The 24,837-nt window shown below is 69.7% G+C and carries 26 protein-coding genes; 9 read left to right on the top strand and 17 right to left on the bottom strand.

What is annotated here, in order from left to right; translation table 11 throughout:
* Positions 1–126 precede the first annotated feature (126 nt).
* Both OHA58_RS22265 and OHA58_RS22260 read left to right on the top strand, forming a co-directional pair.
* Entirely contained in the window at positions 127–1,413 is a 1,287-nt protein-coding gene (locus tag OHA58_RS22265; protein ID WP_405480876.1) for a PTS transporter subunit EIIC, read from the top strand.
* Between the two features lie 252 nt (positions 1,414–1,665).
* Complete coding sequence (locus OHA58_RS22260; RefSeq protein ID WP_405480874.1) at positions 1,666–2,931, top strand: PTS transporter subunit EIIC; 1,266 nt, start codon at positions 1,666–1,668, stop codon at positions 2,929–2,931.
* 71 nt (positions 2,932–3,002) lie between these two features.
* On the opposite strand, the gene OHA58_RS22255 is transcribed toward OHA58_RS22260, so the two are convergent.
* Positions 3,003–3,755 (bottom strand): MBL fold metallo-hydrolase, encoded by a 753-nt coding sequence (locus OHA58_RS22255; RefSeq protein ID WP_405480873.1) that lies wholly within the window; start codon positions 3,753–3,755, stop codon positions 3,003–3,005.
* Between the two features lie 208 nt (positions 3,756–3,963).
* Between OHA58_RS22255 and OHA58_RS22250 the strand changes: the two genes are divergently transcribed.
* Positions 3,964–4,416, top strand: coding sequence for a type II toxin-antitoxin system PemK/MazF family toxin (locus tag OHA58_RS22250; RefSeq protein ID WP_405480871.1), 453 nt, complete (start codon positions 3,964–3,966; stop codon positions 4,414–4,416).
* A gap of 235 nt (positions 4,417–4,651) precedes the next feature.
* On the opposite strand, the gene OHA58_RS22245 is transcribed toward OHA58_RS22250, so the two are convergent.
* The 7 genes from OHA58_RS22245 to clpS all read right to left on the bottom strand — a co-directional run bounded on the left by OHA58_RS22245 (position 4,652) and on the right by clpS (position 9,551).
* Positions 4,652–5,602 (bottom strand): PLP-dependent cysteine synthase family protein, encoded by a 951-nt coding sequence (locus OHA58_RS22245; protein WP_266670975.1) that lies wholly within the window; start codon positions 5,600–5,602, stop codon positions 4,652–4,654.
* A gap of 5 nt (positions 5,603–5,607) precedes the next feature.
* Positions 5,608–5,886 carry a MoaD/ThiS family protein gene (locus tag OHA58_RS22240; protein ID WP_116512756.1) on the bottom strand — a complete coding sequence of 93 codons (279 nt, stop codon included), beginning with the start codon at positions 5,884–5,886 and terminating at the stop codon, positions 5,608–5,610.
* A gap of 127 nt (positions 5,887–6,013) precedes the next feature.
* Entirely contained in the window at positions 6,014–6,115 is a 102-nt protein-coding gene (locus OHA58_RS22235) for a putative leader peptide (protein WP_405480869.1), read from the bottom strand.
* Between the two features lie 103 nt (positions 6,116–6,218).
* Positions 6,219–6,635, bottom strand: a complete 417-nt coding sequence (locus OHA58_RS22230; RefSeq protein WP_227294987.1) for a Mov34/MPN/PAD-1 family protein — start codon at positions 6,633–6,635, stop codon at positions 6,219–6,221.
* A 115-nt stretch (positions 6,636–6,750) separates the two neighbouring features.
* Positions 6,751–8,235, bottom strand: a complete 1,485-nt coding sequence (locus OHA58_RS22225; RefSeq protein WP_405480867.1) for an amino acid permease — start codon at positions 8,233–8,235, stop codon at positions 6,751–6,753.
* Positions 8,236–8,592: 357 nt separating this feature from the next.
* Entirely contained in the window at positions 8,593–9,198 is a 606-nt protein-coding gene (locus OHA58_RS22220) for a DUF2017 domain-containing protein (protein ID WP_405480865.1), read from the bottom strand.
* A 35-nt stretch (positions 9,199–9,233) separates the two neighbouring features.
* Positions 9,234–9,551: an ATP-dependent Clp protease adapter ClpS gene (clpS, locus tag OHA58_RS22215; RefSeq protein ID WP_116512752.1), complete on the bottom strand. Its 318-nt coding sequence runs from the start codon at positions 9,549–9,551 to the stop codon at positions 9,234–9,236.
* Positions 9,552–9,632: 81 nt separating this feature from the next.
* Between clpS and OHA58_RS22210 the strand changes: the two genes are divergently transcribed.
* Both OHA58_RS22210 and OHA58_RS22205 read left to right on the top strand, forming a co-directional pair.
* Positions 9,633–10,976, top strand: a complete 1,344-nt coding sequence (locus tag OHA58_RS22210; RefSeq protein WP_405480863.1) for a nicotinate phosphoribosyltransferase — start codon at positions 9,633–9,635, stop codon at positions 10,974–10,976.
* Between the two features lie 73 nt (positions 10,977–11,049).
* Complete coding sequence (locus OHA58_RS22205; protein WP_405480862.1) at positions 11,050–11,634, top strand: isochorismatase family protein; 585 nt, start codon at positions 11,050–11,052, stop codon at positions 11,632–11,634.
* A 100-nt stretch (positions 11,635–11,734) separates the two neighbouring features.
* Here OHA58_RS22205 and OHA58_RS22200 read toward each other — a convergent pair whose 3' ends face one another.
* Both OHA58_RS22200 and OHA58_RS22195 read right to left on the bottom strand, forming a co-directional pair.
* Positions 11,735–12,106: a hypothetical protein gene (locus OHA58_RS22200; RefSeq protein WP_405480860.1), complete on the bottom strand. Its 372-nt coding sequence runs from the start codon at positions 12,104–12,106 to the stop codon at positions 11,735–11,737.
* 122 nt (positions 12,107–12,228) lie between these two features.
* Positions 12,229–14,625 carry an immune inhibitor A domain-containing protein gene (locus OHA58_RS22195; RefSeq protein WP_405480858.1) on the bottom strand — a complete coding sequence of 799 codons (2,397 nt, stop codon included), beginning with the start codon at positions 14,623–14,625 and terminating at the stop codon, positions 12,229–12,231.
* A 397-nt stretch (positions 14,626–15,022) separates the two neighbouring features.
* Between OHA58_RS22195 and OHA58_RS22190 the strand changes: the two genes are divergently transcribed.
* Positions 15,023–15,349 carry a hypothetical protein gene (locus OHA58_RS22190; protein ID WP_405480856.1) on the top strand — a complete coding sequence of 109 codons (327 nt, stop codon included), beginning with the start codon at positions 15,023–15,025 and terminating at the stop codon, positions 15,347–15,349.
* 36 nt (positions 15,350–15,385) lie between these two features.
* On the opposite strand, the gene OHA58_RS22185 is transcribed toward OHA58_RS22190, so the two are convergent.
* Entirely contained in the window at positions 15,386–16,147 is a 762-nt protein-coding gene (locus OHA58_RS22185) for an RDD family protein (protein ID WP_405480855.1), read from the bottom strand.
* 99 nt (positions 16,148–16,246) lie between these two features.
* Complete coding sequence (locus OHA58_RS22180) at positions 16,247–17,956, bottom strand: RDD family protein (RefSeq protein ID WP_405480854.1); 1,710 nt, start codon at positions 17,954–17,956, stop codon at positions 16,247–16,249.
* 221 nt (positions 17,957–18,177) lie between these two features.
* Between OHA58_RS22180 and OHA58_RS22175 the strand changes: the two genes are divergently transcribed.
* Entirely contained in the window at positions 18,178–18,657 is a 480-nt protein-coding gene (locus OHA58_RS22175) for an SsgA family sporulation/cell division regulator (RefSeq protein ID WP_405480852.1), read from the top strand.
* A 52-nt stretch (positions 18,658–18,709) separates the two neighbouring features.
* On the opposite strand, the gene OHA58_RS22170 is transcribed toward OHA58_RS22175, so the two are convergent.
* A complete protein-coding gene (locus OHA58_RS22170) occupies positions 18,710–20,080 on the bottom strand; it encodes an FAD-binding oxidoreductase (RefSeq protein ID WP_405480850.1) in 1,371 nt (456 codons plus the stop codon).
* Between the two features lie 108 nt (positions 20,081–20,188).
* On the opposite strand from OHA58_RS22170, the gene OHA58_RS22165 reads away from it, so the two are divergent.
* Positions 20,189–21,856: a tetratricopeptide repeat protein gene (locus tag OHA58_RS22165; protein ID WP_405480849.1), complete on the top strand. Its 1,668-nt coding sequence runs from the start codon at positions 20,189–20,191 to the stop codon at positions 21,854–21,856.
* 36 nt (positions 21,857–21,892) lie between these two features.
* On the opposite strand, the gene nthA is transcribed toward OHA58_RS22165, so the two are convergent.
* The 4 genes from nthA to hppD are packed head-to-tail and all read right to left on the bottom strand — an operon-like array spanning position 21,893 to position 24,240.
* Positions 21,893–22,480: a nitrile hydratase subunit alpha gene (nthA, locus tag OHA58_RS22160; protein ID WP_405480847.1), complete on the bottom strand. Its 588-nt coding sequence runs from the start codon at positions 22,478–22,480 to the stop codon at positions 21,893–21,895.
* Positions 22,480–22,755, bottom strand: a complete 276-nt coding sequence (locus OHA58_RS22155; protein ID WP_264484678.1) for a nitrile hydratase subunit beta — start codon at positions 22,753–22,755, stop codon at positions 22,480–22,482. The genes nthA and OHA58_RS22155 overlap by 1 nt, the downstream gene beginning before the upstream one ends.
* Positions 22,748–23,032, bottom strand: a complete 285-nt coding sequence (locus OHA58_RS22150; protein ID WP_116512741.1) for an SH3-like domain-containing protein — start codon at positions 23,030–23,032, stop codon at positions 22,748–22,750. The genes OHA58_RS22155 and OHA58_RS22150 overlap by 8 nt, the downstream gene beginning before the upstream one ends.
* Positions 23,033–23,085: 53 nt before the next feature.
* Positions 23,086–24,240: a 4-hydroxyphenylpyruvate dioxygenase gene (hppD, locus tag OHA58_RS22145; protein ID WP_405480845.1), complete on the bottom strand. Its 1,155-nt coding sequence runs from the start codon at positions 24,238–24,240 to the stop codon at positions 23,086–23,088.
* A gap of 122 nt (positions 24,241–24,362) precedes the next feature.
* On the opposite strand from hppD, the gene OHA58_RS22140 reads away from it, so the two are divergent.
* A complete protein-coding gene (locus tag OHA58_RS22140; protein ID WP_116512739.1) occupies positions 24,363–24,833 on the top strand; it encodes an Lrp/AsnC family transcriptional regulator in 471 nt (156 codons plus the stop codon).
* Positions 24,834–24,837: the final 4 nt, after the last annotated feature.

Raw genomic sequence — 24,837 nt, 5'->3', positions numbered from 1 at the left:
TGATGACGATCACGGCGTCATGCCCTCACAGGACGGCGCCGACCGACCCGTCCCTCAACTGGTCTACACCAGTTTCCCACGACCGCCAAACGTACCGCCCCTGCGCCTTGTTCCGGGAGGACGCCCATGAGCGCCGACAGCGCGGCCGTCTACAAACCCAGCCCTTGGAACAACCTCTTCCAGGGTCTGCAGAAGATGGGTCGCAGTCTCCAACTCCCCATCGCCGTACTGCCGGCGGCCGGCATCCTCAACCGGCTCGGCCAGCCGGACGTCTTCGGTGACCAGGGTCTGGGGTGGACCGATGTCTCCAAGGTGATGGTCGGCGCCGGTTCCGCCCTGCTGGACGGCGCGCTCGGCCTCCCCCTTCTCTTCTGTGTCGGTGTGGCCATCGGCATGGCCAAGAAGGCGGACGGCTCGACGGCGCTCGCGGCGGTCGTCGGCTTCCTCGTCTACTACAACGTGCTGCACCAGTTCCCCGTGGACTGCGGGCCCGGCTCGAAGGCGGTCGTCACTGGTTGCGCGGGGCCGGACGGCACGGTCGTGGCGTTCGGCTACCAGAACCCGGGTGTCTTCGGCGGCATCGTCATGGGTCTGCTCGCCGCGTTCTTCTGGCAGCGCTTCCACCGCACGAAGCTGGTCGACTGGCTCGGCTTCTTCAACGGCCGCCGCCTCGTCCCGATCATCATGGCCTTCGTCGCCATCGCCGTCGCCGCGATCTGCCTGTGGATCTGGCCGCCGATCGGTGACGCCCTGGAGAGCTTCAGCGACTGGCTCGTGGGCCTGGACTGGATCGGCTCCGGCATCTTCGGCATGGCCAACCGCGCACTGCTGGTGGTCGGCCTGCACCAGTTCCTGAACGTGCCCATCTGGTTCCAGTTCGGCACGTACACGAAGCCGGACGGCACGCAGGTCCACGGCGACATCAACATGTTCCTGGCGGGTGACCCGAACGCGGGCCAGTTCACCTCGGGCTTCTTCCCGATCATGATGTTCGCGCTGCCGGCCGCGTGCCTGGCGATCACCCACTGCGCGCGCCCGGAGCGCCGTAAGGTGGTCGGCGGTCTGATGCTCTCGGTCGCCCTGACCTCGACCATCACCGGCATCACCGAGCCGATCGAGTACTCGTTCCTCTTCGTGGCTCCGGCGCTCTACGTGATCCACGTGTTCCTCACCGGCGTATCGATGGCGGTGACGTGGGCGCTCGGTGTGCACGACGGCTTCAGCTTCTCGGCGGGTCTGATCGACTACGTCATCAACTGGAGCCTGGCGACCAAGCCTTGGCTGATCGTCCCGATCGGACTGGCCTTCGCGGCGGTCTACTACGCGATCTTCAGATTCGCGATCACCAAGTTCGACCTGAAGACACCCGGGCGCGAGCCCGAGGACCAGGTCGAGGACGTCACGAAGGCCTGACCCCGCCCCCTCCGAGCCTCAAGCCCCAACAGCCCCCGGACCTCCTGGTCCGGGGGTTTTGTTCCGCGCTGTCGCATATGACTGAGCGCACAAGGATCCCGGGAAGGAGCGGGTTCCTTATACGACCTTCACCGTGCTACAACAGGTCTACACCACTGAGTGGTGTAGACCACGCGGCCGCAGAGCCGGGTTTCCGAGACGCCGCCGTCCCCACCTGTCCCCCGGGCGGCGCCTTGCCTACTGGAGGAAGTTGTGACCACGGCCAGTGCCGCCCCCGCGGCCGCCAAGAAGAAGGGCGCGGGCGCGATGGCTGTCATGCAGCGCATCGGCCGCAGCCTCATGCTGCCGGTCGCGGTGCTGCCCGCCGCCGCGCTCCTGGTCCGGTTCGGGCAGCCCGACATGCTCGGCAAGGACTCGTTCCCCACCTTCATCACCAAGCTGGCGTCGTACATGTCGGCGGGCGGCGGTGCGCTGCTCGACAACATGCCGCTGCTGTTCTGCGTCGGTATCGCCATCGGCTTCGCCAAGAAGTCCGACGGCTCCACCGCGCTCGCGGCCGTCACCGGCTACCTGGTCTTCCAGAAGGTGCTCGCCACCTTCACGGACAGCAACCTGCCGAAGGTCGCCGCCGTCGTCGACGGCAAGATCGTCATGAACGAGGCGCCGGTCAACGCCGGTGTGCTCGGCGGTGTCGTCATGGGCGTCGTCGTGGCGCTGCTCTACCAGAAGTTCTACCGGACCAAGCTGCCCGACTGGGCGGGCTTCTTCGGCGGCCGCCGCCTCGTCCCGATCCTCTCCGCCTTCGCGGGCCTGGTCATCGGCATCGTCTTCGGTCTCATCTGGCCCGTGCTCGGCACCGGCCTGCACAACTTCGGTGAGTGGCTGGTCGGCTCGGGCGCGGTCGGCGCCGGCATCTTCGGTGTCGCCAACCGTGCGCTGATCCCGATCGGCATGCACCACCTGCTCAACTCGTTCCCGTGGTTCCAGGCCGGTACGTACGAGGGCAAGAGCGGCGACATCGCGCGCTTCCTCCAGGGCGACCCGAGCGCCGGCCAGTTCATGACCGGCTTCTTCCCAATCATGATGTTCGCCCTCCCGGCGGCCTGCCTCGCGATCGTCCACTGCGCCCGTCCCGAGCGCCGCAAGGTCGTCGGCGGCATGATGTTCTCGCTCGCGGCCACCGCGTTCGTCACCGGCGTGACCGAGCCGATCGAATTCACGTTCATGTTCATCGCCCCGGCCCTGTACGCGATCCACGCGGTGCTCACCGGTGTCTCGATGGCGCTGACCTGGGCGCTCGGCATGAAGGACGGCTTCGGCTTCTCCGCCGGCGCGGTCGACTACTTCCTCAACCTCGGTATCGCGACCAACCCGTTGGGGCTCGCGCTGGTCGGCCTCTGCTTCGCGGTGGTCTACTACGTGATCTTCCGGTTCGCGATCACCAAGTTCAACATTCCTACGCCGGGCCGTGAGTCCGACGAGGAACTGGCTGAACTCCTCAAGGCCGAGAGCAAGTAGGCCCCGGCCCCCGCACGACGACGAAGGCCCCCGGAACCGATGCGGTTCCGGGGGCCTTCGTCATGCCGGGCTCAGATCTCGTACACCCGCCCGGGCACGGCCAGTTCGGCCGGTCCGGCGTACACGGCGCGGGCGTCCGCGAGGTTGGCCTGGGGGTCCGTCCACGGCGGGATGTGGGTGAGGACGAGGCGGCGGGCGCCGGCCCGGGCCGCGGACGCGCCCGCCTCGCGGCCGTTGAGGTGGAGGTCGGGGATGTTCTCCTTGCCGTGCGTGAACGCCGCCTCGCACAGGAACAGGTCGCTGTCCGCGGCGAGTTCGTCGAGCGCGGCGCACGCGCCCGTGTCCCCGGAGTACGTGAGTGACCTGCCGCCGTGCTCGACGCGGATGCCGTACGCCTCGACGGGGTGGCACACCCTCTCCGTGCGCACGGTGAACGGGCCGATCTCGTGCCGGCCCGGCTTCACGGTGTGGAAGTCGAAGACCTCGCTCATCGAGGAGGCGGAGGGCGTGTCCGCGTACGCCGTGGTGAGGCGCTGCTCCGTGCCCTCGGGGCCGTAGACCGGGATCGGGGCGCAGCGGCCGCCGTCGTGGCGGTAGTAGCGCGCCACGAAGTAGCCGCACATGTCGATGCAGTGGTCGGCGTGCAGATGGCTGAGGAAGATCGCGTCGAGGTCGTAGAGACCGCAGTGGCGCTGCAGCTCGCCCAGGGCGCCGTTGCCCATGTCGAGTAGCAGCCGGAAGCCGTCGGCCTCGACGAGGTAGCTCGAGCAGGCCGAATCCGCGGACGGGAACGACCCCGAGCAACCGACGACGGTGAGCTTCATAAGAGCCGGAACCTCCGCGCTGGCAGTCAGAGAGCGGGATGGGAGCAGAAGGAAGAGGGGGCGAGCGGTCCGTCGAGCGTAAGGCGCAAAAGGGCCGGTCGCTCCTCCGTCGTGGGCCGTTGTGGGAGAACTCACCTGTGCTGTCACCGGTTCGGGGGGCGTGCGTCCGGTGCGGCGTCGCGCCGGTGCCACCGGTACCGTCTTCCGTATGGACACGTCATGGTGGCTCGCGCTCGCCGCGGTGCTGCTGCTCGCGCTCGTCGCGACGCTCGTCGACGGGTGGGGGCGCGGGCACCGTCGTCGGCCCGGCGGCCGGACCCGCCCGCCGCGGGGGCCGCGCGGACCGGGTGCGCGGCCGCAGCCGGGCGAGATCTGGTGGGCGCAGGTGCCGTACGAGGACGGGCCGGGCGACAAAGACCGGCCGTGCCTCGTGCTGGCGGTGCGCCGGCGGCGGGCGCGCGTTGCGAAGATCACCAGCAAGTACCACGACGAACGGGCCGGAGTGATCGCGCTGCCGCCCGGGACGGTGGGGGACGCGCAGGGCAGGCCGAGCTTCCTGGAGACGGATGAGCTCCGCGAGGTTCCCGTGGGTGACTTCCGGCGCAGGGCCGGGGTGCTGGACCCGGCGGTGTGGGACCAGGTCCGGCATCTGGCGGGGTGACGTGGGAGCCGGCTGACGCGAGAGCGGGCTTACGTGACAGCCGGCTTACGTGACAGCGGCTTACGCAGGAGCGGGCCTACCGGAAAACGGGCTTACGCAGAAGCGGGCCTACGTGACAGCGGCTTACGCAGGAGCGGGCCTACCGGAAAACGGGCTTACGCAGGAGCGAGCTCACGTGAGAGCGGGGGCCGGGCCGTATTGCTGCCGGCCCGGCCCCCGCTTCTACGATTCGTGCTCACGCCCAGAGCTGGCCGTGCAGCGTCTCGATCGCTTCTTCCGTCGTGGCCGCCGTGTAGACGCCGGTCGACAGGTACTTCCAGCCGCCGTCGGCGACCACGAAGACGATGTCGGCGGACTCCCCGGCCGCGACCGCCTTGCGGCCGACGCCGATCGCCGCGTGCAGGGCCGCTCCGGTGGAGACGCCCGCGAAGATGCCCTCCTGCTGGAGGAGTTCACGTGTGCGGGTCACCGCGTCGGCGGAGCCGACCGAGAAACGGGTGGTCAGGACGGAGGCGTCGTACAGCTCGGGGACGAAGCCCTCGTCGAGGTTGCGCAGGCCGTAGACCAGGTCGTCGTAGCGCGGCTCCGCGGCGACGATCTTGACGTCCGGCTTCTGTTCGCGCAGGTAGCGGCCGACGCCCATGAGGGTGCCCGTCGTGCCGAGGCCCGCCACGAAGTGGGTGACGGACGGCAGGTCGGCGAGGATCTCGGGGCCGGTCGTCGCGTAGTGGGCGCCCGCGTTGTCCGGGTTGCCGTACTGGTAGAGCATCACCCAGGCCGGGTGCTGCGCGCTCAGTTCCTTGGCCATGCGGACGGCGGTGTTGGAGCCGCCCGCCGCGGGCGACGGGATGATCTCGGCGCCCCACATCGCGAGCAGGTCCCTGCGCTCCTGCGAGGTGTTCTCCGGCATGACGCACACCATGCGGTAGCCCTTGAGGCGGGCCGCCATGGCGAGCGAGATGCCGGTGTTGCCCGAGGTCGGCTCGAGGATGGTGCAGCCGGGGGTGAGCCGGCCGTCCTTCTCGGCCTGCTCGATCATGTGGAGCGCGGGGCGGTCCTTGACCGAGCCCGTCGGGTTGCGGTCCTCGAGCTTCGCCCAGATCCGTACGTCCTCGGACGGCGAGAGCCGCGGCAGCCGCACCAGGGGCGTGTTGCCGACCGCGGCGAGCGGGGAGTCGTACCGCATCCCGATCAGGCCATGCCGCCGGCCACGGCCGGCAGGATCGTGACGTTGTCGCCGTCGGCGAGCTTGGTGGTGATGCCGTCGAGGAAGCGGACGTCCTCGTCGTTCAGGTAGACGTTCACGAAGCGGCGCAGCTGCTCACCGTCCACGATGCGGGCCTGGATGCCCGTGTGGCGGGTCTCGAGGTCGGCGAAGAGCTCGGCGAGAGTGTCCCCGCTGCCCTCGACGGACTTCTGGCCGTCGGTGTAGGTGCGGAGGATGGTCGGGATGCGGACCTCGATGGCCATGGCTGAGGGCTCCTGTCGGAAGGAAGTCAGGTTGGTGTTCGCGCGGCGGCGCGGGGCAATGCCTGGGTGTACGGGGTCGTCGTACGCGGGTGCGGCGCCGCGGCTCACGGCCGTACGGCGAATCGGTTCAGCGCGTACAGATGGCGCTGGCGAGGCGGCACAGGTCGACGTGAAGGCGCGCCACGAGCAGCATGCCCGGCGTCTTGTCGCTCACGTCGTGAAGAACCATGGGGTCATCGTATCGATTCCCGGCCGGGACCCCGGAGTGTGATCTCACCATGTGGTCGATATCCGTCCGAAGGTTGGGACACATCCGCGATTGCGGGCCATTGCTACGGGGTGACCTCGACCTCTTCCTCGGTCACGACGCCCTCGACGATCCGGAAGGAGCGGAACTGGAAGGGGCCCGCGTCGTCGGTGTCCGCGGTGGAGACGAGGACGTAGTGGGCGCCCGGCTCGTTCGCGTAGGTGATGTCGGTGCGGGAGGGGTGGGCCTCGGTCGCGGTGTGCGAGTGGTAGATGATCACGGGCTCCTCGTCCCGGTCGTCCATCTCGCGGTACAGCTTCAGCAGGTCACCCGAGTCGAACTCGTAGAACGTGGGCGAGCGGGCGGCGTTGAGCATCGGGATGAAGCGCTCGGGCCTGCCGGTGCCCACCGGTCCCGCGACGACGCCGCACGCCTCGTCGGGGTGGTCGGCGCGCGCGTGGGCCACGATCTGGTCGTAGAGGGCCTGGGTCAGGGTCAGCATGGGGCTCAGGATAGACAGACGGGCCCTTCCGTACCGGAGTGCGGTACGGAAGGGCCCGGATGCTGAGACCGGGGGGGTCGCCCCGGAACTGCTTGGACTGCTTGGACTGCGTGGACTACTTGGACTGCTTGGACTGCGTGGACTGCTCGGACTGCTTGCGCTTCGCGAACGCCGCGCTCTGCGGGTTGCGGCTGCGCAGGACGACATACGCGATGCCGAGGATGACGGCCCACAGCGGCGCGCAGTAGAGCGAGACGCGGGCGTCCTTGTCGATGCCCATCATCACGATCACCATGCCGATGAAGGCGAGCGCGCCGATGCTGGGGATGATGCCGCCGGGGGCCTTGAAGGAGGACTGGGGCAGTTCGCCGCGGTCGGCCTTGATGCGGTAGCGGATCTGGCAGATCAGGATGACGATCCAGGCCCACATGCCGGAGATGGTGGCGAAGGAGACGACGTAGTTGAACGCCTCGCCGGGCCACTGGTAGTTGATCCAGACGCCCACCAGCATCATCGCGGCGGAGACCGTCGTGCCGATGAGGGGCGTGCCGGACTTGGTCAGCTTGGTGAAGAACTTCGGGCCCTGGCCGTTGAGTGCGAGGTCACGCAGCATGCGGCCGGTCGAGTACATGCCGGAGTTGCAGGACGACAGGGCCGCGGTCAGGACGACGAAGTTGACGATGGCAGCGCCGACGCCGAGGCCCATCTTCTCGAAGGCCTCGACGAACGGGGAGACGCCCGGCTGGAAGCTCGTCCACGGCACGACCGACAGGATCATGATCAGCGCGCCGACGTAGAAGACGGCGATGCGCCACGGCACGGTGTTGATGGCCTTGGGCAGGACGGTCTTCGGGTCCTTGGACTCGCCCGCGGTGACGCCGACCAGCTCGACGGCAAGGAACGCGAACATGACCATCTGGAGGGTCATGAGGGTGGAGCCGATGCCGTGCGGGAAGAAGCCGCCGTCGGACCACAGGTGCGTGACGGAGGCGGTGTCGCCCGCGTCGGAGAAGCCGATCGTGAGGATGCCGGCGCAGATGAGGATCATGCCGACGATCGCGGTGACCTTCACCATCGAGAACCAGAACTCCAGCTCACCGAAGAGCTTCACGGAGATCAGGTTCACGGCGTAGAGGATGAGGGTGAAGACGAGGGCGGTGAGCCACTGCGGAACGCTGTCGTGGGTCCAGTACTTCATGTACTGGGCGGCCGCGGTGACCTCGGTGATGCCGGTGACGACCCAGAAGAGCCAGTACGTCCAGCCGGTCACGAAGCCCGCGAAGGGGCCGATGAACTCACGTGCGTACTCCGAGAAGGAGCCCGAGACGGGGCGGTACATGAGGAGCTCGCCGAGCGCCCGCATGATGAAGAAGATGACGAGGCCCGCGATGGCGTACGCGAGGATCAGGCTGGGGCCCGCCTTCGAGATGCCCTTGCCCGCGCCGAGGAAGAGGCCGGTCCCGATGGCGCCGCCGATGGCGATCATCTGGATCTGCCGGGCACCGAGTCCGCGCTGGTAACCCTCGCCCTCACCGGACTCACCGGGGGCCTGCACGGCCTCATTGCCGTCGTGTTGCTTGCCGACCTGCACTGAGGTCATGGTGTTGCGCCTTTCTCCATGCCGATCCGTGCCGCTGCGGCTCGGATCGACTGTGACGATCCTCGGGGTCTGGGCCCCTGGATGGATGGAGCTGTGCCTACCGGCGGTCTGCCGGTCGGGGCGCACCCGACGGGACAGGGGTGGCGTCCGTCGGGCGGTCGTGAAGATTTATCACGGCGGCAACACTGATCGAGAAAGGCGCGTGTGGCACACACCACTGGAAAAACCGGACAAAAAACCCCTCGTGCGGCATACAAGACCGCTCGAGTAACAGGATCGTTATCCGGAATTGAGCAACCGCTGAGCGAACGCGCTTACATACGGACTCTTGGAGTCCGCTCGATATGTCCCGACAGGTCAGGGCATAAGGGTTTCGACCAGAGTCTCCTGGAGCCCGCCCAGCCACAGGTACGCCATCACCATCGGCTTGCGCGGGTCCTCGTCGGGGAGCCGGTAGAGGAGATCCGTGTCCTCCTCGTCGGTGATGTCGAGGCGGGTGCCGATCGCGAGGCGCAGATCGTTGAGCGCGCGCATCCAGCGCAGGGACTCCTCGGGCGAGAGCTTGAGGACCGCTCCCCCCTCACCGGCGGACGTCAGCGCGTCCAGCGAGCGGATCACCGCGAGCGCGTCCTCGCGCTTGCCGGCCCGCAGGTCGTTCTCGGTGAAGCGCCTGAACTCGGCGGAGTGCGCGCGCTGTTCGTCCGCCTTGTCCACCGTCGCCTCCTCTTTGCCCGGGCCGCCGTAGGCGTCGGGGAAGAGGCGCTGGAGCACCGGGTCGGACGGCGGCTCGCTCGGGCCCTCCGCGAAGAGCTCGGCGAGCGGGTCGTCGGACGCGTCCCCGCCGGGCCCGGGGCCGATCAGCTCCAGGAGCTGGACCGCGAGGGAGCGGATGATCGAGATCTCGACCTCGTCGAGCGCGACGGCAGCGCCGCCGCCGGGAATCGGTTCGAAGTGTCCTGGCATCAGGTGCGTCGCTACTCCGTCGCTGCTTGCGTGCGCTACTTGCGGTCCTGCTGAAGGGTGGCCCACAGACCGTAGCCGTGCATGGCCTGCACGTCGCGTTCCATCTCCTCGCGGGACCCGGTGGAGACGACCGCACGGCCCTTCTGGTGCACGTCGAGCATCAGTTTGGTGGCCTTGTCCTTCGAGTACCCGAAGTACGACTGGAAGACATACGTCACGTAACTCATGAGGTTGACCGGGTCGTTGTGTACGAGCGTGATCCAGGGAACGTCCGGCTCGGGCACGGCGAAGGTCTCCTCCGCCGACTCGGTGCGTTCGATCTCTAGGGGTGCAGGAGCCGTCACACAGCCCATGCTGCCACTAGGGGGCGGCGACCGCACAAATGGGCCACGGAAATCGTCACACTGACGCTAATTGGGGGTAGCATCCCGGATATGAACACAGCGGACCTTGGCCTGCCGGTGGATGTTCCGTCGACAGCGCTCTTCACCGATCACTACGAGCTCACGATGCTCCAGGCCGCGCTCAAGGCGGGCACGGCCGACCGGCGCTCGGTCTTCGAGGTCTTCACGCGCAGGCTGCCCGAGGGCCGCCGCTACGGCGTCGTGGCAGGCACCGGCCGGGTGCTGGACGCCGTCGAGAACTTCCGGTTCGACGCCGGCGAACTGCGCTTCCTGCGCGAGCGCGGCATCGTCGACGAACGGACCCTCGAATGGCTGGCCACCTACCGCTTCAGCGGTGACATCTGGGGCTACCCCGAGGGCGAGGTGTACTTCCCCGGCTCCCCCATCCTGCGGGTCGAGGGCTCCTTCGCGGAGTGCGTCCTCCTGGAGACGGTGATCCTCTCCATCCTCAACCACGACTCGGCGATCGCCGCCGCCGCCTCCCGCATGGCCTCCGCCGCGGGCGACCGGCCACTGATCGAGATGGGCGCGCGCCGCACGCACGAGCTGGCCGCCGTCGCCGCCTCCCGCGCCGCGTATGTGGGCGGCTTCGCCACCACGTCGGACCTCGCGGCCGGGTTCCGGTACGGGATCCCGACCGTCGGCACGTCCGCGCACGCCTTCACGCTGCTGCACGACACCGAGCGCGACGCGTTCCGCGCGCAGGTCGACTCCCTCGGCGAGGGCACGACCCTGCTCGTGGACACGTACGACGTCACGGAGGCCGTGCGCCTCGCCGTGGAGATCGCCGGGCCCGGGCTCGGCGCCGTGCGCATCGACTCCGGAGACCTGCTGCTCGTCGCGCACCGTGTGCGCGGGCAGCTCGACGAGCTCGGCGCCACCGAGACGAAGATCGTCGTCACCTCCGACCTCGACGAGTACGCCATCGCCTCGCTCGCGGCCGCGCCCGTGGACGCGTACGGAGTGGGAACACAGCTGGTCACCGGCTCGGGGCACCCGACGTGCTCGATGGTCTACAAGATCGTCGCGCGCGCCGAGTCCACCGATCCGAAGGCGCCGCTGCTGCCCGTGGCGAAGAAGTCCATGGGCGCGAAGACATCCGTGGGCGGCCGCAAGTGGGCCGCGCGGCGACGCGACGAACAGGGGGTCGCCGAGGCCGAGGTGCTCGGCACGGGTCCCGTCCCGGCCGACCTCGTCGACCGACAGCTCCTGGTCGAGCTGGTCAAGGGCGGCACGGTCGTCGCGCGCGAGCCGCTGGACGCGGTGCGCGAGCGGCACATCGAGGCGCTCGGCGGGCTGCCGCTCTCGGCGACGCAGCTGTCGCGCGGGGAAGCGGTGATCCCTACGGAGTATCTGGTGAACACGCCCGTTTAACGGTCAAATGCCCTCTCCCGCAACGCACTTCGAGTCTCTACGCTCGAAGTCTCCCAGCAGAAGGACACCTCCTATGCGCCGCGCCTTGATCGTCGTAGATGTGCAGAACGACTTCTGTGAGGGCGGCAGCCTCGCGGTGGCGGGCGGGGCCGATGTGGCCGCGGCCGTCACCGAGCTGATCGGGCAGGCGCCCGCCGGGTACCGGCACGTCGTGGCCACCCGCGATCACCACATCGCGCCCGGTGACCACTTCTCCGAGTCCCCGGACTACGTCCACTCCTGGCCCGCGCACTGCGTGGCAGGCACGGAGGGCGTCGGGTTCCACCCGAACTTCGCGCCCGTCGTCGCGTCCGGCGCGATCGACGCCGTCTTCGACAAGGGGGCGTACGCGGCCGCGTACAGCGGGTTCGAGGGGCTCGACGAGAACGGGGTGTCCTTGGCGGACTGGCTCCGGGCTCGGGGGATCACCGAGGTGGATGTGGTCGGGATCGCTACGGATCACTGCGTTCGCGCCACCGCGCTGGATGCGGTGCGGGAGGGGTTCCGTGCTCAGGTGTTGCTTGATCTGACGGCGGGGGTTGCTGCGGGGACCACTGCGGCGGCGCTGGATGAGATGCGGGGCGCCGGGGTCGAGCTCAGCGGTAAGCCTGTCGTCTGAGCCTTTTTCTCCCCCAGCCCGCCCCTTCCCGAAGTCCTGGGGCTCTGCCCCAGACCCCGCTCCTCAAACGCCGGAGGGGCTGGATGGTGGAGGCCGCTTCTCAAACGCCGGAGGGGCTGGGTGCCGGGGTGGAGGCTGCGCTGGAGTAGCCGGCCCGGCCGGGCTGTCTCGGTCTCAGGAGGGCTCTGATCGGGTGCCAGAGCTCGCCCGCCGTGCAATGGGGGGCGGCTCGCCAGAGCAGGCCGTCCGGGTGGTGCAGGACCGCCGTGATCTCGTCGGGCGTGGGGGGCTCCGCGTTGCCCCTCAGGTAGATCGCCCGCAGGCCCAGGTTGCGCAGCCGGGTCAGGGCGCGGGCGCGGTTCGCCGCGTGCACCAGGACCCGTACCGCGCCGTCGTCCGGCGACGGGCTGGGCACGGTCAGCGCCACCACCACGGTGCCGTTCGGCAGCTTGCAGAACCCTCCTGCGGACATGACTGTCACACCCCCGTGAGACGTAGTGTCAATAAGGAACTCACAGGACGCACCTAAACACGATCGGCCGTCGCCCGCTAGAGGGCGACGGCCGATCATGCTCTGACCTGCGGCGATGTGGACTACTTCACCGAGGGGCCCACCTTCACCGTGATCGACGAGCCGTCGAGCGGCTGCCCGACGATCGAGATCCGGGTGTTGGTGTCAGTTGTCTGGACACTGCCGGTCGGGTTCTCCTTGTACCAGTACGTGCCCTTGTGGTCGTCGAAGACCGGGACGCCCGACTGTGCCGGGATCTTGGTCTCGACGCCGAGCCTGTGCAGCGAGAAGCCCTGGTTCCGGAACCAGCTGAACGCGGCGTCGTACGGCTGGATCTTGTTGGTGATGTTCTTGCCGTCGGCCCACTTGAGCGGCTTGGCGTGGGCGTCGACCGGCAGGATCAGGCCCTTGCCGGGGTGCTGGCCGACGTTGTTGTTGCGCTGCGAGGTGTCCCACTGCCAGATCATCAGGCCGGGACGGTACGAGTAGTGCTCGACCCAGTCGTTCTTCGCACCGCCGTCGCGCCAACCGAAGTTGTACGGACCGACCTTGAGGGTCTTGTCGTAGGAGACGTACTGGCGGTTCTCCGCGAGGTAGAACTGCGGGAAGTCGCCCGTCACGGAGGCGCCGACGCGCGAGAAGCCGCGCGCGGTCCAGCCGTTGTCGTCACCCTCGGCGTTGTCGGTGAACAGCGCCTGGCCGTCCGCCTTGACGGTGAGGTTGTCGGCGGTGAAGCCCATGCCGCCGGCGCCGCCGTCCGTCTTGTAGCGGAAGCGGACGCTGATCTTCTTGCCCGCGTAGGCGTCCAGCGGGAACACCAGGTGCTGGAACTTGCCGGAGACGCCGGTCAGGGCCGGCTTGTCGCCGCCGTCGCGCGGGATGGTGACGCCGTCGGCGGTGCCGTCGATCGTCTTCCAGCTGGCGCCGTCGTCCGTGGACACCTGCGTGTACAGGTAGTCGTAGTCCTTCTCGATGTCGTACCAGCCGTCGAGTTCGAGGGCCGCCTTCGACTTGCCGGTCAGATCGACCGGGCGCGTCAGGGTGTTGGAGAGGTCGTCACCGTAGTCCGACCACCACTGCTTCGCGCCCTCGGTGGGCTTCACGATGTCGGTGGTGACGTTCTTCTTCTCGGGCAGCTCGACGACGAGCGCCTGCTTGCGCTTGGTGTTGTACGCCGAAACACCCAGCGTGTGCGTCGACTTGGTCGCCGCCTTGGCCTTGTCGTAGTTGAGCCAGCCCAGCTGCAGCTTGTCCCAGGCGGTCATGTCGCCCGGCATGTCGCCGATGGAGTCCTTGCCGGTGCCGAGCCAGGAGCCGGCCGACATCAGGGACCAGAAGCCGACCGAGTTCTCGCCGCTGTACGTGGTGTCGTACAGGTCGGGCAGGCCCAGGTCGTGGCCGTACTCGTGGGCGAAGACGCCGAGGCCGCCGTTCTCCGGCTGCATCGTGTAGTCGCCGACCCAGATGCCGGTGTCGCCGACCGGGGCGCCGCCCGCCTTGAAGCCGGCCGGGCCCGTGTCGCCGTCGTCGCGGCCGTAGGCGTAACCGCGGTGCGCCCACAGGGAGTCGCCGCCCTGCGCGCCGCCGCCGGCCGACCCGTCCTCGCCCGCGTGGACGATCTGGAAGTGGTCGATGTAGCCGTCGGGCTCGTTGAAGTTGCCGTCGTTGTCGTGGTCGGTACGGTCCCACTGGTCGTACTGGGACAGGTCCGCCTTGATGTCGGCGTCGGACTTGCCGGCCGCCTTCTGCTGCTCGACCCACGCGGTCACGCCGTCGCGGACCAGGTCCTCGACGTTCGGGCAGTTGTCGGCGCCGCAGTAGTTGGAGCCGTAACGGGCCTCGTTGTAGGGGACCTTGACCCAGTCCGAGACCTCGCCGTCGACCGAGTAGCGGCCCGACGACGTCGTCTCGTAGTAGGTCTTCAGCGAGTCGACTCCCTTGCCCGTACCGAAGTACAGATCCTGGAAGTGCTTGCTGCTGTAGTCCTTCTGCCAGGCCGTGCTGTTGTTCTTGGCACGGTCCGGCTCGGCTATCCGGTTGTGCAGCGGGCCGGGCGTACCGCCGTACTTGGGCTTCAGGTCAGGCGTGTCGTCGTCGGCGCGGTCGACCAGCGTCGTGTTGTCGACCTTGTCGCCGAACTCCGTCAGGATCGTGAAGATCTTGTCGGTCCGCTCCCGGCCCAGCTCGACGTACTTGTCCTTGCCGAGCTTCACGACCTGCGAGCCGTCACGCTTCTCGACCTTCGACTTCCCGGAAAGCACCTGCTCCAGCGCGGTCTTACGCTGCTGCTCCATCTGCTGGCTGAAGGGGCCGCCGATGACGTGCCCCTTGCCCCCGTACGTTTTGCCGTGCGACGTGGAGCTTCCTACGGCCGGGGTGTCGGCCTGGGCGCCCGTCGCGAGGACCGGTCCGGCAGCCGCGGTCGCGGCCAGCGTCACGAGCACGGCGGCGGATCTCAACGCCCGTCTCTTGGTGGTCACTTGGTGGTTCCCCTCCTCCGTGGCGTTTCAGCCACGCATCACAAGTGACGCTATTTGACCGGAGGTGAAGGAGAAATAACAGACCTTGACTGGGGCAACCGAAGTGCACTATGCAGTGGCGCGACACCGATATCCGGACGCGAACTTCCCCCCAACGGGCGCGCCGAACCGTCCACTTCGTGGACTCGGTGACTCCGTGCGCCCCCCGTGCACCGGCACCGTGGGTTAGGTCACGCTTACCGCCCGTTCCCCTCGGGCATGCGTCGGATTAGAGTCATTTGACGGCGCGCTACGGCCAAGTCGACCCGGCTCCGCATCCCTTACATATGCAGCTGCCAATGGCTCCTGCTATACGCCAGTGAAGCAAGCATCCGCTGTCCCGAGGACGGATAACGCCATGCCGCGTCCGACTGCCGCACAGCTCGCCTACGGTTCCGCGACCGTGATCTTCTCGACACTCGCCATGCTGCTGTTGTCGCAGACGAGTTCGGGCCTCGGCGTCGCGGTCATCGCCCTGGCCGCACTCGGCCTCGGTCTCCTCGTGGCACTGACGGTTCCCCTGCCGAAGTCGCGGCCCGCCGCCCCGCCGACGACTGCCGCTGCGACGGAGGAGCGGGTGCCGGTGCAGCGAGCGATCGTGCCCTCTGCGGCCGCCCCGCAGGCCGCCGCCGAGTCCGTGTACGAGGTCGCGCCGTCCGGCACACGCGGACCGGCGGGCCCGTGACCCACGGACCCGCCGGAAGCACCGCCCCGCTCCTGCTCAGCCGGTGCTGACCACCACTGTCTTCGCGGCCTTGTCGTGCAGGCCCTGCTTGTAGGGCTTGTCGAAGAAGCTCCAGCCGCCGCAGATCGCGGTCCAGATGCAGGCGCAGCAGAACACCGCCGGCAGCCACAGGACCGCGGCGCGCACCAGGTTGGTCTGGACGCTGGGCGTGGCACCGTCGTTGAGGTTCGCCACGCGCAGCTTGAGCAGCCGCTTGCCCAGGGTCTGGCCGGTCCGCGCGGTCATGAAGGTGTCGTACCCGATGTAGAGGACCGCGGCGAGGACGGACTGGCCGAACTGCCTGCCGTACTGGATCTTGTCGGGGTTCGTCTGGTACTCGGCGATCCCGAACGCCCAGGACAGCAGCCCCACGACGATGCTGACCAGGATGATGTCGATGATCCGCGCGAGCACGCGCTTGCCGCTGTCCGCCAGGGGCGGCATCCCGGCCAGCGGGTCACCCTCGTAGGGACCGCCGCCGTACGGGTCACCCCCGTAGGGGTGGTCTCCTCCACCGCCGCCGTACGGGGGCGGCGGGGTGCCGCCGGGCGGGGGTGGCGCGGAGTCGTACGGATTCCCCGAGCCCGGGGGGTTCTGGGGGCCCTGGGGGTTCTGGGGGTCCTGAGGGTTCTGGGGAGTCCCGTACGGGTCCTGCGGGCCGTCGTACGGTGAGCCACCGCCCTGGGACGGCGGCGGCTTTCTGAACGGGTCGTCTTCCGGGGGCTGGCCTGAGCCGGGGGGCGGCGGTTCGGTGCTCATGGCCCGAGTCGACCGCGAACCCCCGGATTCCGCATCCGGCGAGCCGCCGTCCGGAGTACGACGGCTCGCCCGTGCGACGGCCGAGCGGAACGGCTGGGGTCAGCCCGCGACGAACGTACGGGCCGCCTTGTCGTGCCAGCACTGGCGCCACGGCCGGTCGAACAGGCACCACAGCACGCCGAGGAGGCCGATGGCCAGCAGGCCGGTCACGCTGTACACCAGCCAGCGCCGCAGCGCCGCGCCGAACGTCGGCGCCTCGTGCTCCTCGATGTCCCGCACCTGGAGCCCGCACACCTTCTTGCCCAGGGTGCGGCCCCACTTGGCGGTCGGCAGGGCCTCGTAGAGGACGCCGGCGACGAGGAGGACGGCGAGGACGATGCCGAGGTAGGCGCCCGTCGTGCCGTCCAGCAGCCAGACCGTGGCCTCGCGGCCCGACGCCTTCGCCGCGTCGATCTTCCCGTCGATGTGGTCGACGGCCTTGGTGCCGAGCGGGACGGCCGCCACCGCGGTGACTGCGCCGAGCACCACCGAGTCGATGAGCCGCGCGGCAAGACGCTTGCCGAGCCCCGCGGGCCGCGCCGACGCCTGCGCCTGGGCTGCCGCCAGGAACGGGTCGTTGGCCACGGGCTTCCACGGCGTGACGGGGCCTTCCGGCTCCGCGGGTTCGCCTGTGGCGGGCTGCGCGGACTGAGGCTGGGCGAGCTGGTGCACCTGCTGCGCCCAGGAGGGCGAACCGCCACCGGGGCCGGAGGTCATGGGGGTGCCGGAGGCGGCACCGGCGGCCTGCGGCGGGACCGCGCCGGGGCGGCCGGCCTGGGGCTGCTGCGCCGGGGTGGGGGCCTGGGGTGCGTGGGGTGCGTGCGGGTGGAGGGGGGCGGCTTGTGCGGCGTGCGCCTGGTGGGCCTGCACCTGGTGGGCCTGCACCTGCTGGGCCTGGGGCTGTTGAGCCGGCCCCTGCGGGGCGAAGCCCGCTTGAGGCTGAGGCTGCGACTGGGAGCCGGACCAGGGCTGGGCGTCGGCCTGCTGGGGCGCGGGCTGCTGGGCCGCCTGCGGGTGCTGGGCGATGGGCTGTTGGGGCTGAGCTTGCTGGGCCTGCGCTTGCTGGGCCTGCGCTTGCTGGGCCTGCGCTTGCTGACCCAGCTGACCCTGTCCCTGTCCCTGCCCCTGCCCCTGCCCCTGCTGGCCCTGTACCGCAGGCCCTTGCTGACCCTGACCCTGCTGGCCCTGTACCGCAGGCCCTTGCTGGCCCGGCACCTGTCGAGCGGACAGCGCTCGCATCGTCATCGTGCCCTCGGGGCGGTCCGTGGGCGGGGTGGGGCGGCGGAACATGACGGTCCCGTCCGTGGGCGGCGTCGCGGGCTCCGGCTGTGCCGGGCGGTTCGTGACCGCACCGTCCGCGCGCTCCTCCTGCTGCTGCTGCTGCTGCGGAGCAGGCACGCGCGGGTCGGCGCCCCAGGACACGCGGCGGTCCTGCTCGCCGCCGAAGCCGGTCTGGCGGGACGCGTCCGCCTGCCAGGCCGTGGCGGGTTCGGGTGCGGCCGGCTCGTCCGAGTACCGCTCCGGCTCCTCGTCGAGGAAGACCGGGCCGGTCTCCTCGACGGACGCGGGCGTGGGGGCGGGCTCGGGGGCGGGGGCCGGGGTCACCCCGGCGGGGGCCGCGAGGGGTTCGCCGTCGGACGGGGCCGGGCGGCTCGTGCCGGGCACCCATGCGGCACCGTTCCAGTACCGGACATATCCGGGAATGGACGGGTCGGGGTAGTACCCGTCGCGGGGCCTGTCGTCGCCGGGTGCCGGAGTTGGGGCGCTCATGTCCGTCGTCCCGTATCTGCTCGGGGGTTTTGTTGGGGGTCCACATCTATCAGACCACCGCCCGCCACCGGGCGGGTCCACCCGTACGGACCACTTTCCGGGGACGCCGAAAAAACTTTCCGGAACTCGCGTAATGCTCCGCGCCCTTCGCCCTCTCTCCTTGCACGGGCCCGCTCTCGCGGGCCCCCGCACGACCCGTACGAGGAGAGGAAACGCACGACATGCACACCGTGGTGGAACGCGAACTCGAGCTGAGGCTCGTCCTGTCGCCCGAGCGCAGCATCCCTGTCCCTGCCCGGCTCACCTACCGGACCGACGACCCGTACGCCGTCCACATCGCCTTTCACATCGGCTCCGAGCACCCGGTCAACTGGACGTTCGCGCGCGAGCTGCTCGTGGAGGGGGTGTTCCGTCCGTGCGGGCACGGGGACGTGCGCGTGTGGCCGACGAAGGTCGACCGCCGCAGCGTCGTCCTCATGGCGCTGAGTTCACCGGACGGCGACGCGCTCCTGGAGGCGCCCGCCGCCGCCGTGTCCGCCTGGCTGGAGCGGACGCTGCGGGTGGTCCCTCCGGGCTCTGAGTCCGAGCGGCTCGGCATCGACGACGGCCTCGCCGAGCTGCTCGCACCCACCTCGGGCCGCGTCGACGACCTGTGGCTGCGCGACCCGTGGCCCTCGGACGAGTCCCAGGACGGTGAGTGAGCGCGCGTCCCACGGGGGTGGATGCGGGCCGACCGACCAGGAGCGGCGGGCGTCAGAAGAGTTTGCCCGGGTTGAGCAGGCCGAGCGGGTCGAAGGCCGCCTTGACGGCGCGCTGCATCTCGATGCCGACCGGGCCGAGCTCGCGCGCCAGCCACTCCTTCTTGAGTACGCCGACGCCGTGTTCGCCGGTGATGGTCCCGCCGAGTTCGAGACCGAGCGCCATGATCTCGTCGAAGGACTCGCGGGCCCGCCGGCCCTCGTCGGCGTCCTGGGCGTCGAAGCAGACGGTGGGGTGCGTGTTGCCGTCCCCCGCGTGGCAGCAGACGCCGATCGTGAGGCCGTACTTCTCGGCGATACGGTCGACGCCGGTGAGCATCTCGGCGAGTCTCGACCGCGGCACGCACACGTCGTCGATCATCGTCGTGCCCTTGACCGCTTCGAGCGCGGTGAGCGAGAGGCGCCGGGCCTGGAGCAGGAGTTCGGACTCGGCGGCGTCCTCGGCGGGGACGACCTGGGTCGCGCCCGCGGCCTCGCACAGGGCGCCGACGGCGGCGAGGTCGGCGGCCGGGTCGAGGGTGTCGAAGGCGGCGAGGAGCAGCGCCTCGGTGGTCTCGGGGAGCCCCATGTTCGCCATCGCGTTGACGGCCTTCACGGTCGTACGGTCCATGAGTTCGAGCAGCGACGGGACGTGACCGCCCTCCATGATCTTGCAGACCGCGTCGCAGGCGGCGTCCGTGGAGGCGAATTCGGCGGCCAGGACCAGCTGCTGCGGCGGCTCGGGCTTGAGCGCGAGTGTCGCCCGTACGACGATGCCGAGGCTGCCCTCGGAGCCGACGAACAGACGCGTGAGGTCGTAGCCCGCGACGCCCTTGGCCGTGCGGCGTCCCGTGGACAGGAGCCGGCCGTCGGCGAGGACGACGTCGAGCCCGAGGACGTACTCCGCCGTCACCCCGTACTTCACGCAGCACAGGCCGCCCGATGCCGTGCCGATGTTCCCGCCGATGGTGCACATTTCCCAGCTGGACGGGTCCGGCGGGTAGTAGAGGCCCTTCTCGTTGACGGCGCGGGAGAGCGTGGCGTTGATGACGCCCGGCTCGACGACCGCGATCCTGTCGACGGTGCTGATCTCCAGGATGCGGTCCATCTTGACCAGGGACAGCACGATGCAGTCGTCGGACGCGTTCGCCGCGCCCGACAGGCCCGTGCGGGCGCCCTGCGGGACGACGGGGACGCGCAGCTCCGTCGCCGTGCGCATCACGTGCTGGACCTGCTCGACGGTGCGGGGCAGCACCACGACGGCCGGCGCTCCCGCGTCGCAGAAGCTGGCCATGTCATGCGCGTACGAGGCCGTGACGTCGGGGTCGGTGAGGACCGCCCCGGCCGGCAGGCCTTCCTGAAGTCGTTCGACGAGTGTGCGGCTCATGATCACAGCCTCGCACTCGGGGCCATCGGTGTGAACCCGTCTGCGGCAGCCTTCACCTGCCGGGATGTTGCCGTGATGCGCTCTTCGTATTGACGCACAGTGTGCGCCATGAAGACCGAGGAGATCGAAGTGGAACAGCAGGCTCCGGCCACTGTTCCCGAGCCGGGGCGCCTGCTGTCCCCGCTGGTGAAGGGCGTGATGATCAGCGCCGTCGCGGGAACCGTGGTGCTCGGCGGCGTCCTGCCGGTGCTGCCCTCCTCGTCGGAGCGGGCCGTGCCGCCCGCGGCGGGGTCCGCCGGCCGCGCGATGGACGCGGCGGCCGCGGGGGCCGACGCGTCGCTGCCCGATCTGACGGCCCTCATCAGAGAGCGCGAGTCGTATCTGCGGGCCCATCCGCGTGACGACCGGGCGTGGGCGGTGCTCGGGGCCGCCTACGTGGAGCGCGGGCTACGGACGGCCGACTCGGCGTACTACCCGAAGGCGGAGCGCGCCCTGCAGGCCTCGCTGAAGACGCGGCCCGCCGGGAACGTGGACGCCCTGAACGGGCTCGCCGCGCTCGCCGACGCGCGGCACGACTACCGCGCCGCGAAGAAGTGGGGCGAGGCGTCTCTGAAGCTGGCGCCGAAGCGGTGGACGACGTATCCGCTGCTCATCGACGCCTACGGGCAGCTCGGGGACTACAAGGCCGTGGACCGGGCCCTGAAGACGCTGACGGGGCTGCGCTCGGGCGCGGCCGTGATGGCGCGCGAGGGGCAGGTCTACCGGGACCGCGGCTGGCGCGAGGACGCGCTCGCGTCGCTGACCGACGCGGCGGCGCTCGCCTCGACGCCGTCCGAGCAGGCCGCGTATCTGCACAGGGCGGGCGAGCTGACGTGGGAGCGGGGCGAGCCCACGGAGGCGCTGAACTACTTCGCCCAGGCCCTCGCGGCCGACCCCGACCACTACGCGTCGCTCGCCGGGAAGGGCCGCGCCCTGACGTCGCTGGGCCGTACGACGGAGGCGGTCCAGGCGTACCGGAGCGTGCTCACCAGGCAACCGCGGCCCGAATACTCCCTGGAACTGGGCGAGTTGTACGAGTCGATCGGGTTCGGCGACGCGGCGAAGGCACAGTACGGCCTGCTGCGGAAGCGGGTGGACGCGGACGGGGCGAACGGGGTCGACGACTCGCTCCTCCTCGGCCGGTTCGAGGCGGACCACGGGGACCCGCGGGCGGCCGTGACCCGACTGCGGGCCGAGTGGAAGCGGGCGCCGAGCGTGCAGACCGCGGACGCGCTCGGCTGGGCGCTGCACAAGGCGGGCGACGACAAGGAGGCGCTGACGTACGCGAAGCGCGCGACGGACCCGGAGCACGGGGGCACCGTACGCAGTGCACTGATCGCCTACCACCGGGGGGAAGTGGAAAGGGAGTTGAAGCTGGACGGGCCCGCCCGTCGGCACATCGGCGAGGCCCTGCGTATCAACCCGGCGTTCTCTCCGCTCCTGGCCCCGCTCGCGAAGGCGGCGCTGGCCGCGCTGGGCGATCCGCCGGCCGGCAGGCCCGACAAGGCGCGGGGGACGGGGGCGAACGCGGCACCGGCTCCGAGGCCCCACGCGGCGCCCCGGAGCTCGGCCCCCGAGCGCCCCGAATCCCGGCGTCCGGCGAGCCAAAGCCCCGCGGCCCGCCCGACCGCCCCCGTCGCGCCGCCCAAGCCCTCGGCCCCGCCGGCCAAGCCTCCGGCCCCGGCCAAGCCGTCGCCCCGTCAGGCCCCTCAGACGCCCAAGCCCCCGGGTGCGTAACCCCCGGAACCCGGGACCCCCGGGACCCCCGGCCCCCTAGAGCACACCCGTCCCGATGAGCCCGTTCCGCGTGATCAGCGACGCCAGTTCTTCCTCGCTCAGGCGGTCCGTCCCCGCGGGGCGCCTGGGCAGGACCATGTACCGCGTCTCCGCGCTGGAGTCCCAGACCGTGATGTCCACGGACTCCGGGAGCGTCACGCCGAACTCGGCGAGGACGCCGCGCGGGTCCCGCACGACGCGGGAGCGGTACGCCTCGCTCTTGTACCAGCCGGGCGAGGGCCCGAGCAGGCGCAGGGGATAGCAGGAGCACAGCGTGCAGACGATGACGTTGTGCGTGTCGGCGGTGTTCTCGACGACGCGCAGCCGCTGCTTCTGAACTCCCCCGGCGGAGAAGCCCAGTTCACCCACCGCCGAGGTACCGTCGGCGAGGAGCCGCTCGCGGTAGGCCGGGTCGGTCCACGCGCGGGCCACGACCTTCGCGCCGTTCACGGGCGAGGCGCCCGCCAGGAACCCGTCGATGACCTCGTCGACGGTGTCGCCCCCGACGATGCCCTGTGCCTCCAACAGGCTTTCCAGGCGCCGAACCTGACGGGAGATCACCGCGTCCTCATGCGTACCGGACATCACTCGGCCTCCCTCAGATAGCTCTCCGACAGGTCGAGTACGACGTGGTGGTCGCCCTCACCCCACAGCTCGCGTGCCGCGAACCGGACCGCGTAGATCATCTCGACGGGGGCGTCGTCCCGGCCCTGCGCGCGCACGTCGGCGAGCGGTGCCCGCCCCTCCGGCTCGACCACGACGCCGAGCTTGCCGCGGGCGTACCGCGGCAGGCGCGTGTGGTGCGGCGGGTCGTGCGGGTACGTGCGGACGTGGGCGCCGGCCGCGAACCGGTCAGTCATCGCGCAGCGCCCCTTCCTCGATGACGCCCTTGCGTTCGAGGAGCGTGCGGATCGCGTGGAACCAGCGCTCGTAGTACGAGGCCGCGAGGTACTCGCCCGGCGGCATCGTCTCGATGGCGTCCCTGAACTCGTCGAGGTTGAAGACCCCTTTGACGAGGAGCGCGCGCTGGAGGGCGAAGACGCGCGCCTCCCAGTCCGCGTGAAAGGGCTCGGCGTCGTCGGTGGTGTCGATGGCGCCGAACCCTGTCATGCCGCCCACGTCATTGATCCTGGCCATAGGACCAGCCTAGGACGTGTGTCTACGGAGTGCCCCCAGAGATCTGCAGGTCCCTACAGATTGCCGCGCTTCTCCTGCTCGCGCTCGATCGCCTCGAAGAGCGCCTTGAAGTTGCCCTTTCCGAAGCCCATCGAGCCGTGCCGCTCGATCATCTCGAAGAAGACGGTCGGCCGGTCCTGGACCGGCTTGGTGAAGATCTGCAGCAGATAGCCGTCCTCGTCCCGGTCGACGAGGATCTTCAGCTCGCGCAGCGTCTCGACGGGCACGCGCGTCTCGCCGGCCCACTCGCCGAGGGTGTCGTAGTACGAGTCGGGGGTGTCCAGGAACTGGACGCCCGCGGCGCGCATGGTCCGTACGGACGCGACGATGTCGTTCGTGGCGAGCGCGATGTGCTGGACGCCGGCACCGCCGTAGAACTCCAGGTACTCGTCGATCTGGGACTTCTTCTTGGCGATGGCCGGCTCGTTGATCGGGAACTTGACCTTGAGCGTGCCGTCCGCGACGACCTTCGACATCAGCGCGCTGTACTCGGTCGCGATGTCGTCGCCCACGAACTCCTTCATGTTCGTGAAGCCCATGACCTTGTTGTAGAAGCCGACCCACTCGTTCATCCTGCCGAGCTCGACGTTGCCGACGCAGTGGTCGATGGCCTGGAAGGTGCGCTTGGCGGGCGGCTCCACGATCGGCGACGCCTCGGTGAATCCTGGCAGGTAGGGGCCGTCGTACCCGGTGCGCTCGACGAGCGTGTGTCGGGTCTTGCCGTACGTGGCGATCGAGGCGAGCACGACCGTGCCGTGCTCGTCCTTGAGCTCGTACGGCTCCGTGATGCCGCGGGCGCCGTGCTCGACGGCGTACGCGTACGCGGCGCGGGCGTCCGGGACCTCGATGGCGAGGTCGACGACGCCGTCGCCGTGCTCGGCCACATGGTCGGCGAGGAAGTGGCCCCAGTCGGTGGAGACCTTGATGACGGAGGTGAACACGAAGCGGGCGGAGCCGTTCGTGAGCACGTAGGAGGCCGTCTCGCGGCTGCCGTTCTCCGGGCCCGAGTAGGCCACGAGCTTCATGCCGAAGGCGGTCGAGTAGTAGTGGGCGGCCTGTTTGGCGTTGCCCACGGCGAAGACGACCGCGTCCATTCCCTTCACCGGGAAGGGGTCGGCCTCGCGCGCGGTGTCGGGGGTGGGCTGGGTGTGCGCAGAAGTAGCTGCCATGGCCCGAGGCTCTCTCCGAACCACAAGGTGCGCAATAGTTTGTGATTCCGGTGGTCAATCTGCTCAGTGGATCGCCAATATGGGCGAGCGATCTGTACAGGATGACCACCACGGAGGCCCGTATGGCGATCGATCATCTGGACGGGCGGCTGATCCTGCTGCTCGCGCGCGAGCCCCGGATCGGGGTCCTGGAGGCGTCCCGGCGCCTGGGGGTCGCGCGCGGCACCGTGCAGGCGCGCCTCGACCGGCTTCAGTCGAACGGAGTCATCCGCGGCTTCGGACCTCAGGTCGACCCGGCGGCCCTCGGCTACCCGGTCACGGCGTTCGCCACGCTCCAGATCCGGCAGGGCCAAGGCCCCGACGTCAGGGCGCACTTGACGACGGTCCCCGAGGTCCTCGAACTCCACACGACGACCGGCAGCGGCGACATGCTGTGCCGCCTCGTGGCCCGCTCGAACGCCGATCTCCAGCGGGTGATCGACCGGGTGGTGGGTTTTGATGGCATCGTCCGGGCTTCCACCGCGATCGTCATGGAAAACCCCGTTCCGCTGCGGATCATCCCGCTCGTGGAGCAGGCCTCGTCAGATTCCTGACGCG

This window comes from Streptomyces sp. NBC_00009, assembly GCF_045040855.1.
In the GTDB taxonomy this organism is placed as follows: Bacteria; Actinomycetota; Actinomycetes; order Streptomycetales; family Streptomycetaceae; genus Streptomyces; species Streptomyces aureus.
The sequence above is the reverse complement of the archived record's forward strand: the minus strand, read 5'-3'. Positions and strand labels throughout refer to the sequence as shown.

Excerpts from the sequence above, each read along its gene's own strand:
- OHA58_RS22265 (WP_405480876.1), top strand. The coding sequence starts at position 127 with ATGAGCGCCGACAGCGCGGCCGTCTACAAACCCAGCCCTTGGAACAAC.
- OHA58_RS22255 (WP_405480873.1), bottom strand. The coding sequence starts at position 3,755 with ATGAAGCTCACCGTCGTCGGTTGCTCGGGGTCGTTCCCGTCCGCGGAT.
- OHA58_RS22250 (WP_405480871.1), top strand. The coding sequence starts at position 3,964 with ATGGACACGTCATGGTGGCTCGCGCTCGCCGCGGTGCTGCTGCTCGCG.
- OHA58_RS22245 (WP_266670975.1), bottom strand. The coding sequence starts at position 5,602 with ATGCGGTACGACTCCCCGCTCGCCGCGGTCGGCAACACGCCCCTGGTG.
- OHA58_RS22240 (WP_116512756.1), bottom strand. The coding sequence starts at position 5,886 with ATGGCCATCGAGGTCCGCATCCCGACCATCCTCCGCACCTACACCGAC.
- OHA58_RS22235 (WP_405480869.1), bottom strand. The coding sequence starts at position 6,115 with ATGGTTCTTCACGACGTGAGCGACAAGACGCCGGGCATGCTGCTCGTG.
- OHA58_RS22230 (WP_227294987.1), bottom strand. The coding sequence starts at position 6,635 with ATGCTGACCCTGACCCAGGCCCTCTACGACCAGATCGTGGCCCACGCG.
- OHA58_RS22225 (WP_405480867.1), bottom strand. The coding sequence starts at position 8,235 with ATGACCTCAGTGCAGGTCGGCAAGCAACACGACGGCAATGAGGCCGTG.
- OHA58_RS22220 (WP_405480865.1), bottom strand. The coding sequence starts at position 9,198 with ATGCCAGGACACTTCGAACCGATTCCCGGCGGCGGCGCTGCCGTCGCG.
- clpS (WP_116512752.1), bottom strand. The coding sequence starts at position 9,551 with ATGGGCTGTGTGACGGCTCCTGCACCCCTAGAGATCGAACGCACCGAG.
- OHA58_RS22210 (WP_405480863.1), top strand. The coding sequence starts at position 9,633 with ATGAACACAGCGGACCTTGGCCTGCCGGTGGATGTTCCGTCGACAGCG.
- OHA58_RS22205 (WP_405480862.1), top strand. The coding sequence starts at position 11,050 with ATGCGCCGCGCCTTGATCGTCGTAGATGTGCAGAACGACTTCTGTGAG.
- OHA58_RS22200 (WP_405480860.1), bottom strand. The coding sequence starts at position 12,106 with ATGTCCGCAGGAGGGTTCTGCAAGCTGCCGAACGGCACCGTGGTGGTG.
- OHA58_RS22190 (WP_405480856.1), top strand. The coding sequence starts at position 15,023 with ATGCCGCGTCCGACTGCCGCACAGCTCGCCTACGGTTCCGCGACCGTG.
- OHA58_RS22185 (WP_405480855.1), bottom strand. The coding sequence starts at position 16,147 with ATGAGCACCGAACCGCCGCCCCCCGGCTCAGGCCAGCCCCCGGAAGAC.
- OHA58_RS22180 (WP_405480854.1), bottom strand. The coding sequence starts at position 17,956 with ATGAGCGCCCCAACTCCGGCACCCGGCGACGACAGGCCCCGCGACGGG.
- OHA58_RS22175 (WP_405480852.1), top strand. The coding sequence starts at position 18,178 with ATGCACACCGTGGTGGAACGCGAACTCGAGCTGAGGCTCGTCCTGTCG.
- OHA58_RS22170 (WP_405480850.1), bottom strand. The coding sequence starts at position 20,080 with ATGAGCCGCACACTCGTCGAACGACTTCAGGAAGGCCTGCCGGCCGGG.
- OHA58_RS22165 (WP_405480849.1), top strand. The coding sequence starts at position 20,189 with ATGAAGACCGAGGAGATCGAAGTGGAACAGCAGGCTCCGGCCACTGTT.
- nthA (WP_405480847.1), bottom strand. The coding sequence starts at position 22,480 with ATGTCCGGTACGCATGAGGACGCGGTGATCTCCCGTCAGGTTCGGCGC.
- OHA58_RS22155 (WP_264484678.1), bottom strand. The coding sequence starts at position 22,755 with ATGACTGACCGGTTCGCGGCCGGCGCCCACGTCCGCACGTACCCGCAC.
- OHA58_RS22150 (WP_116512741.1), bottom strand. The coding sequence starts at position 23,032 with ATGGCCAGGATCAATGACGTGGGCGGCATGACAGGGTTCGGCGCCATC.
- hppD (WP_405480845.1), bottom strand. The coding sequence starts at position 24,240 with ATGGCAGCTACTTCTGCGCACACCCAGCCCACCCCCGACACCGCGCGC.
- OHA58_RS22140 (WP_116512739.1), top strand. The coding sequence starts at position 24,363 with ATGGCGATCGATCATCTGGACGGGCGGCTGATCCTGCTGCTCGCGCGC.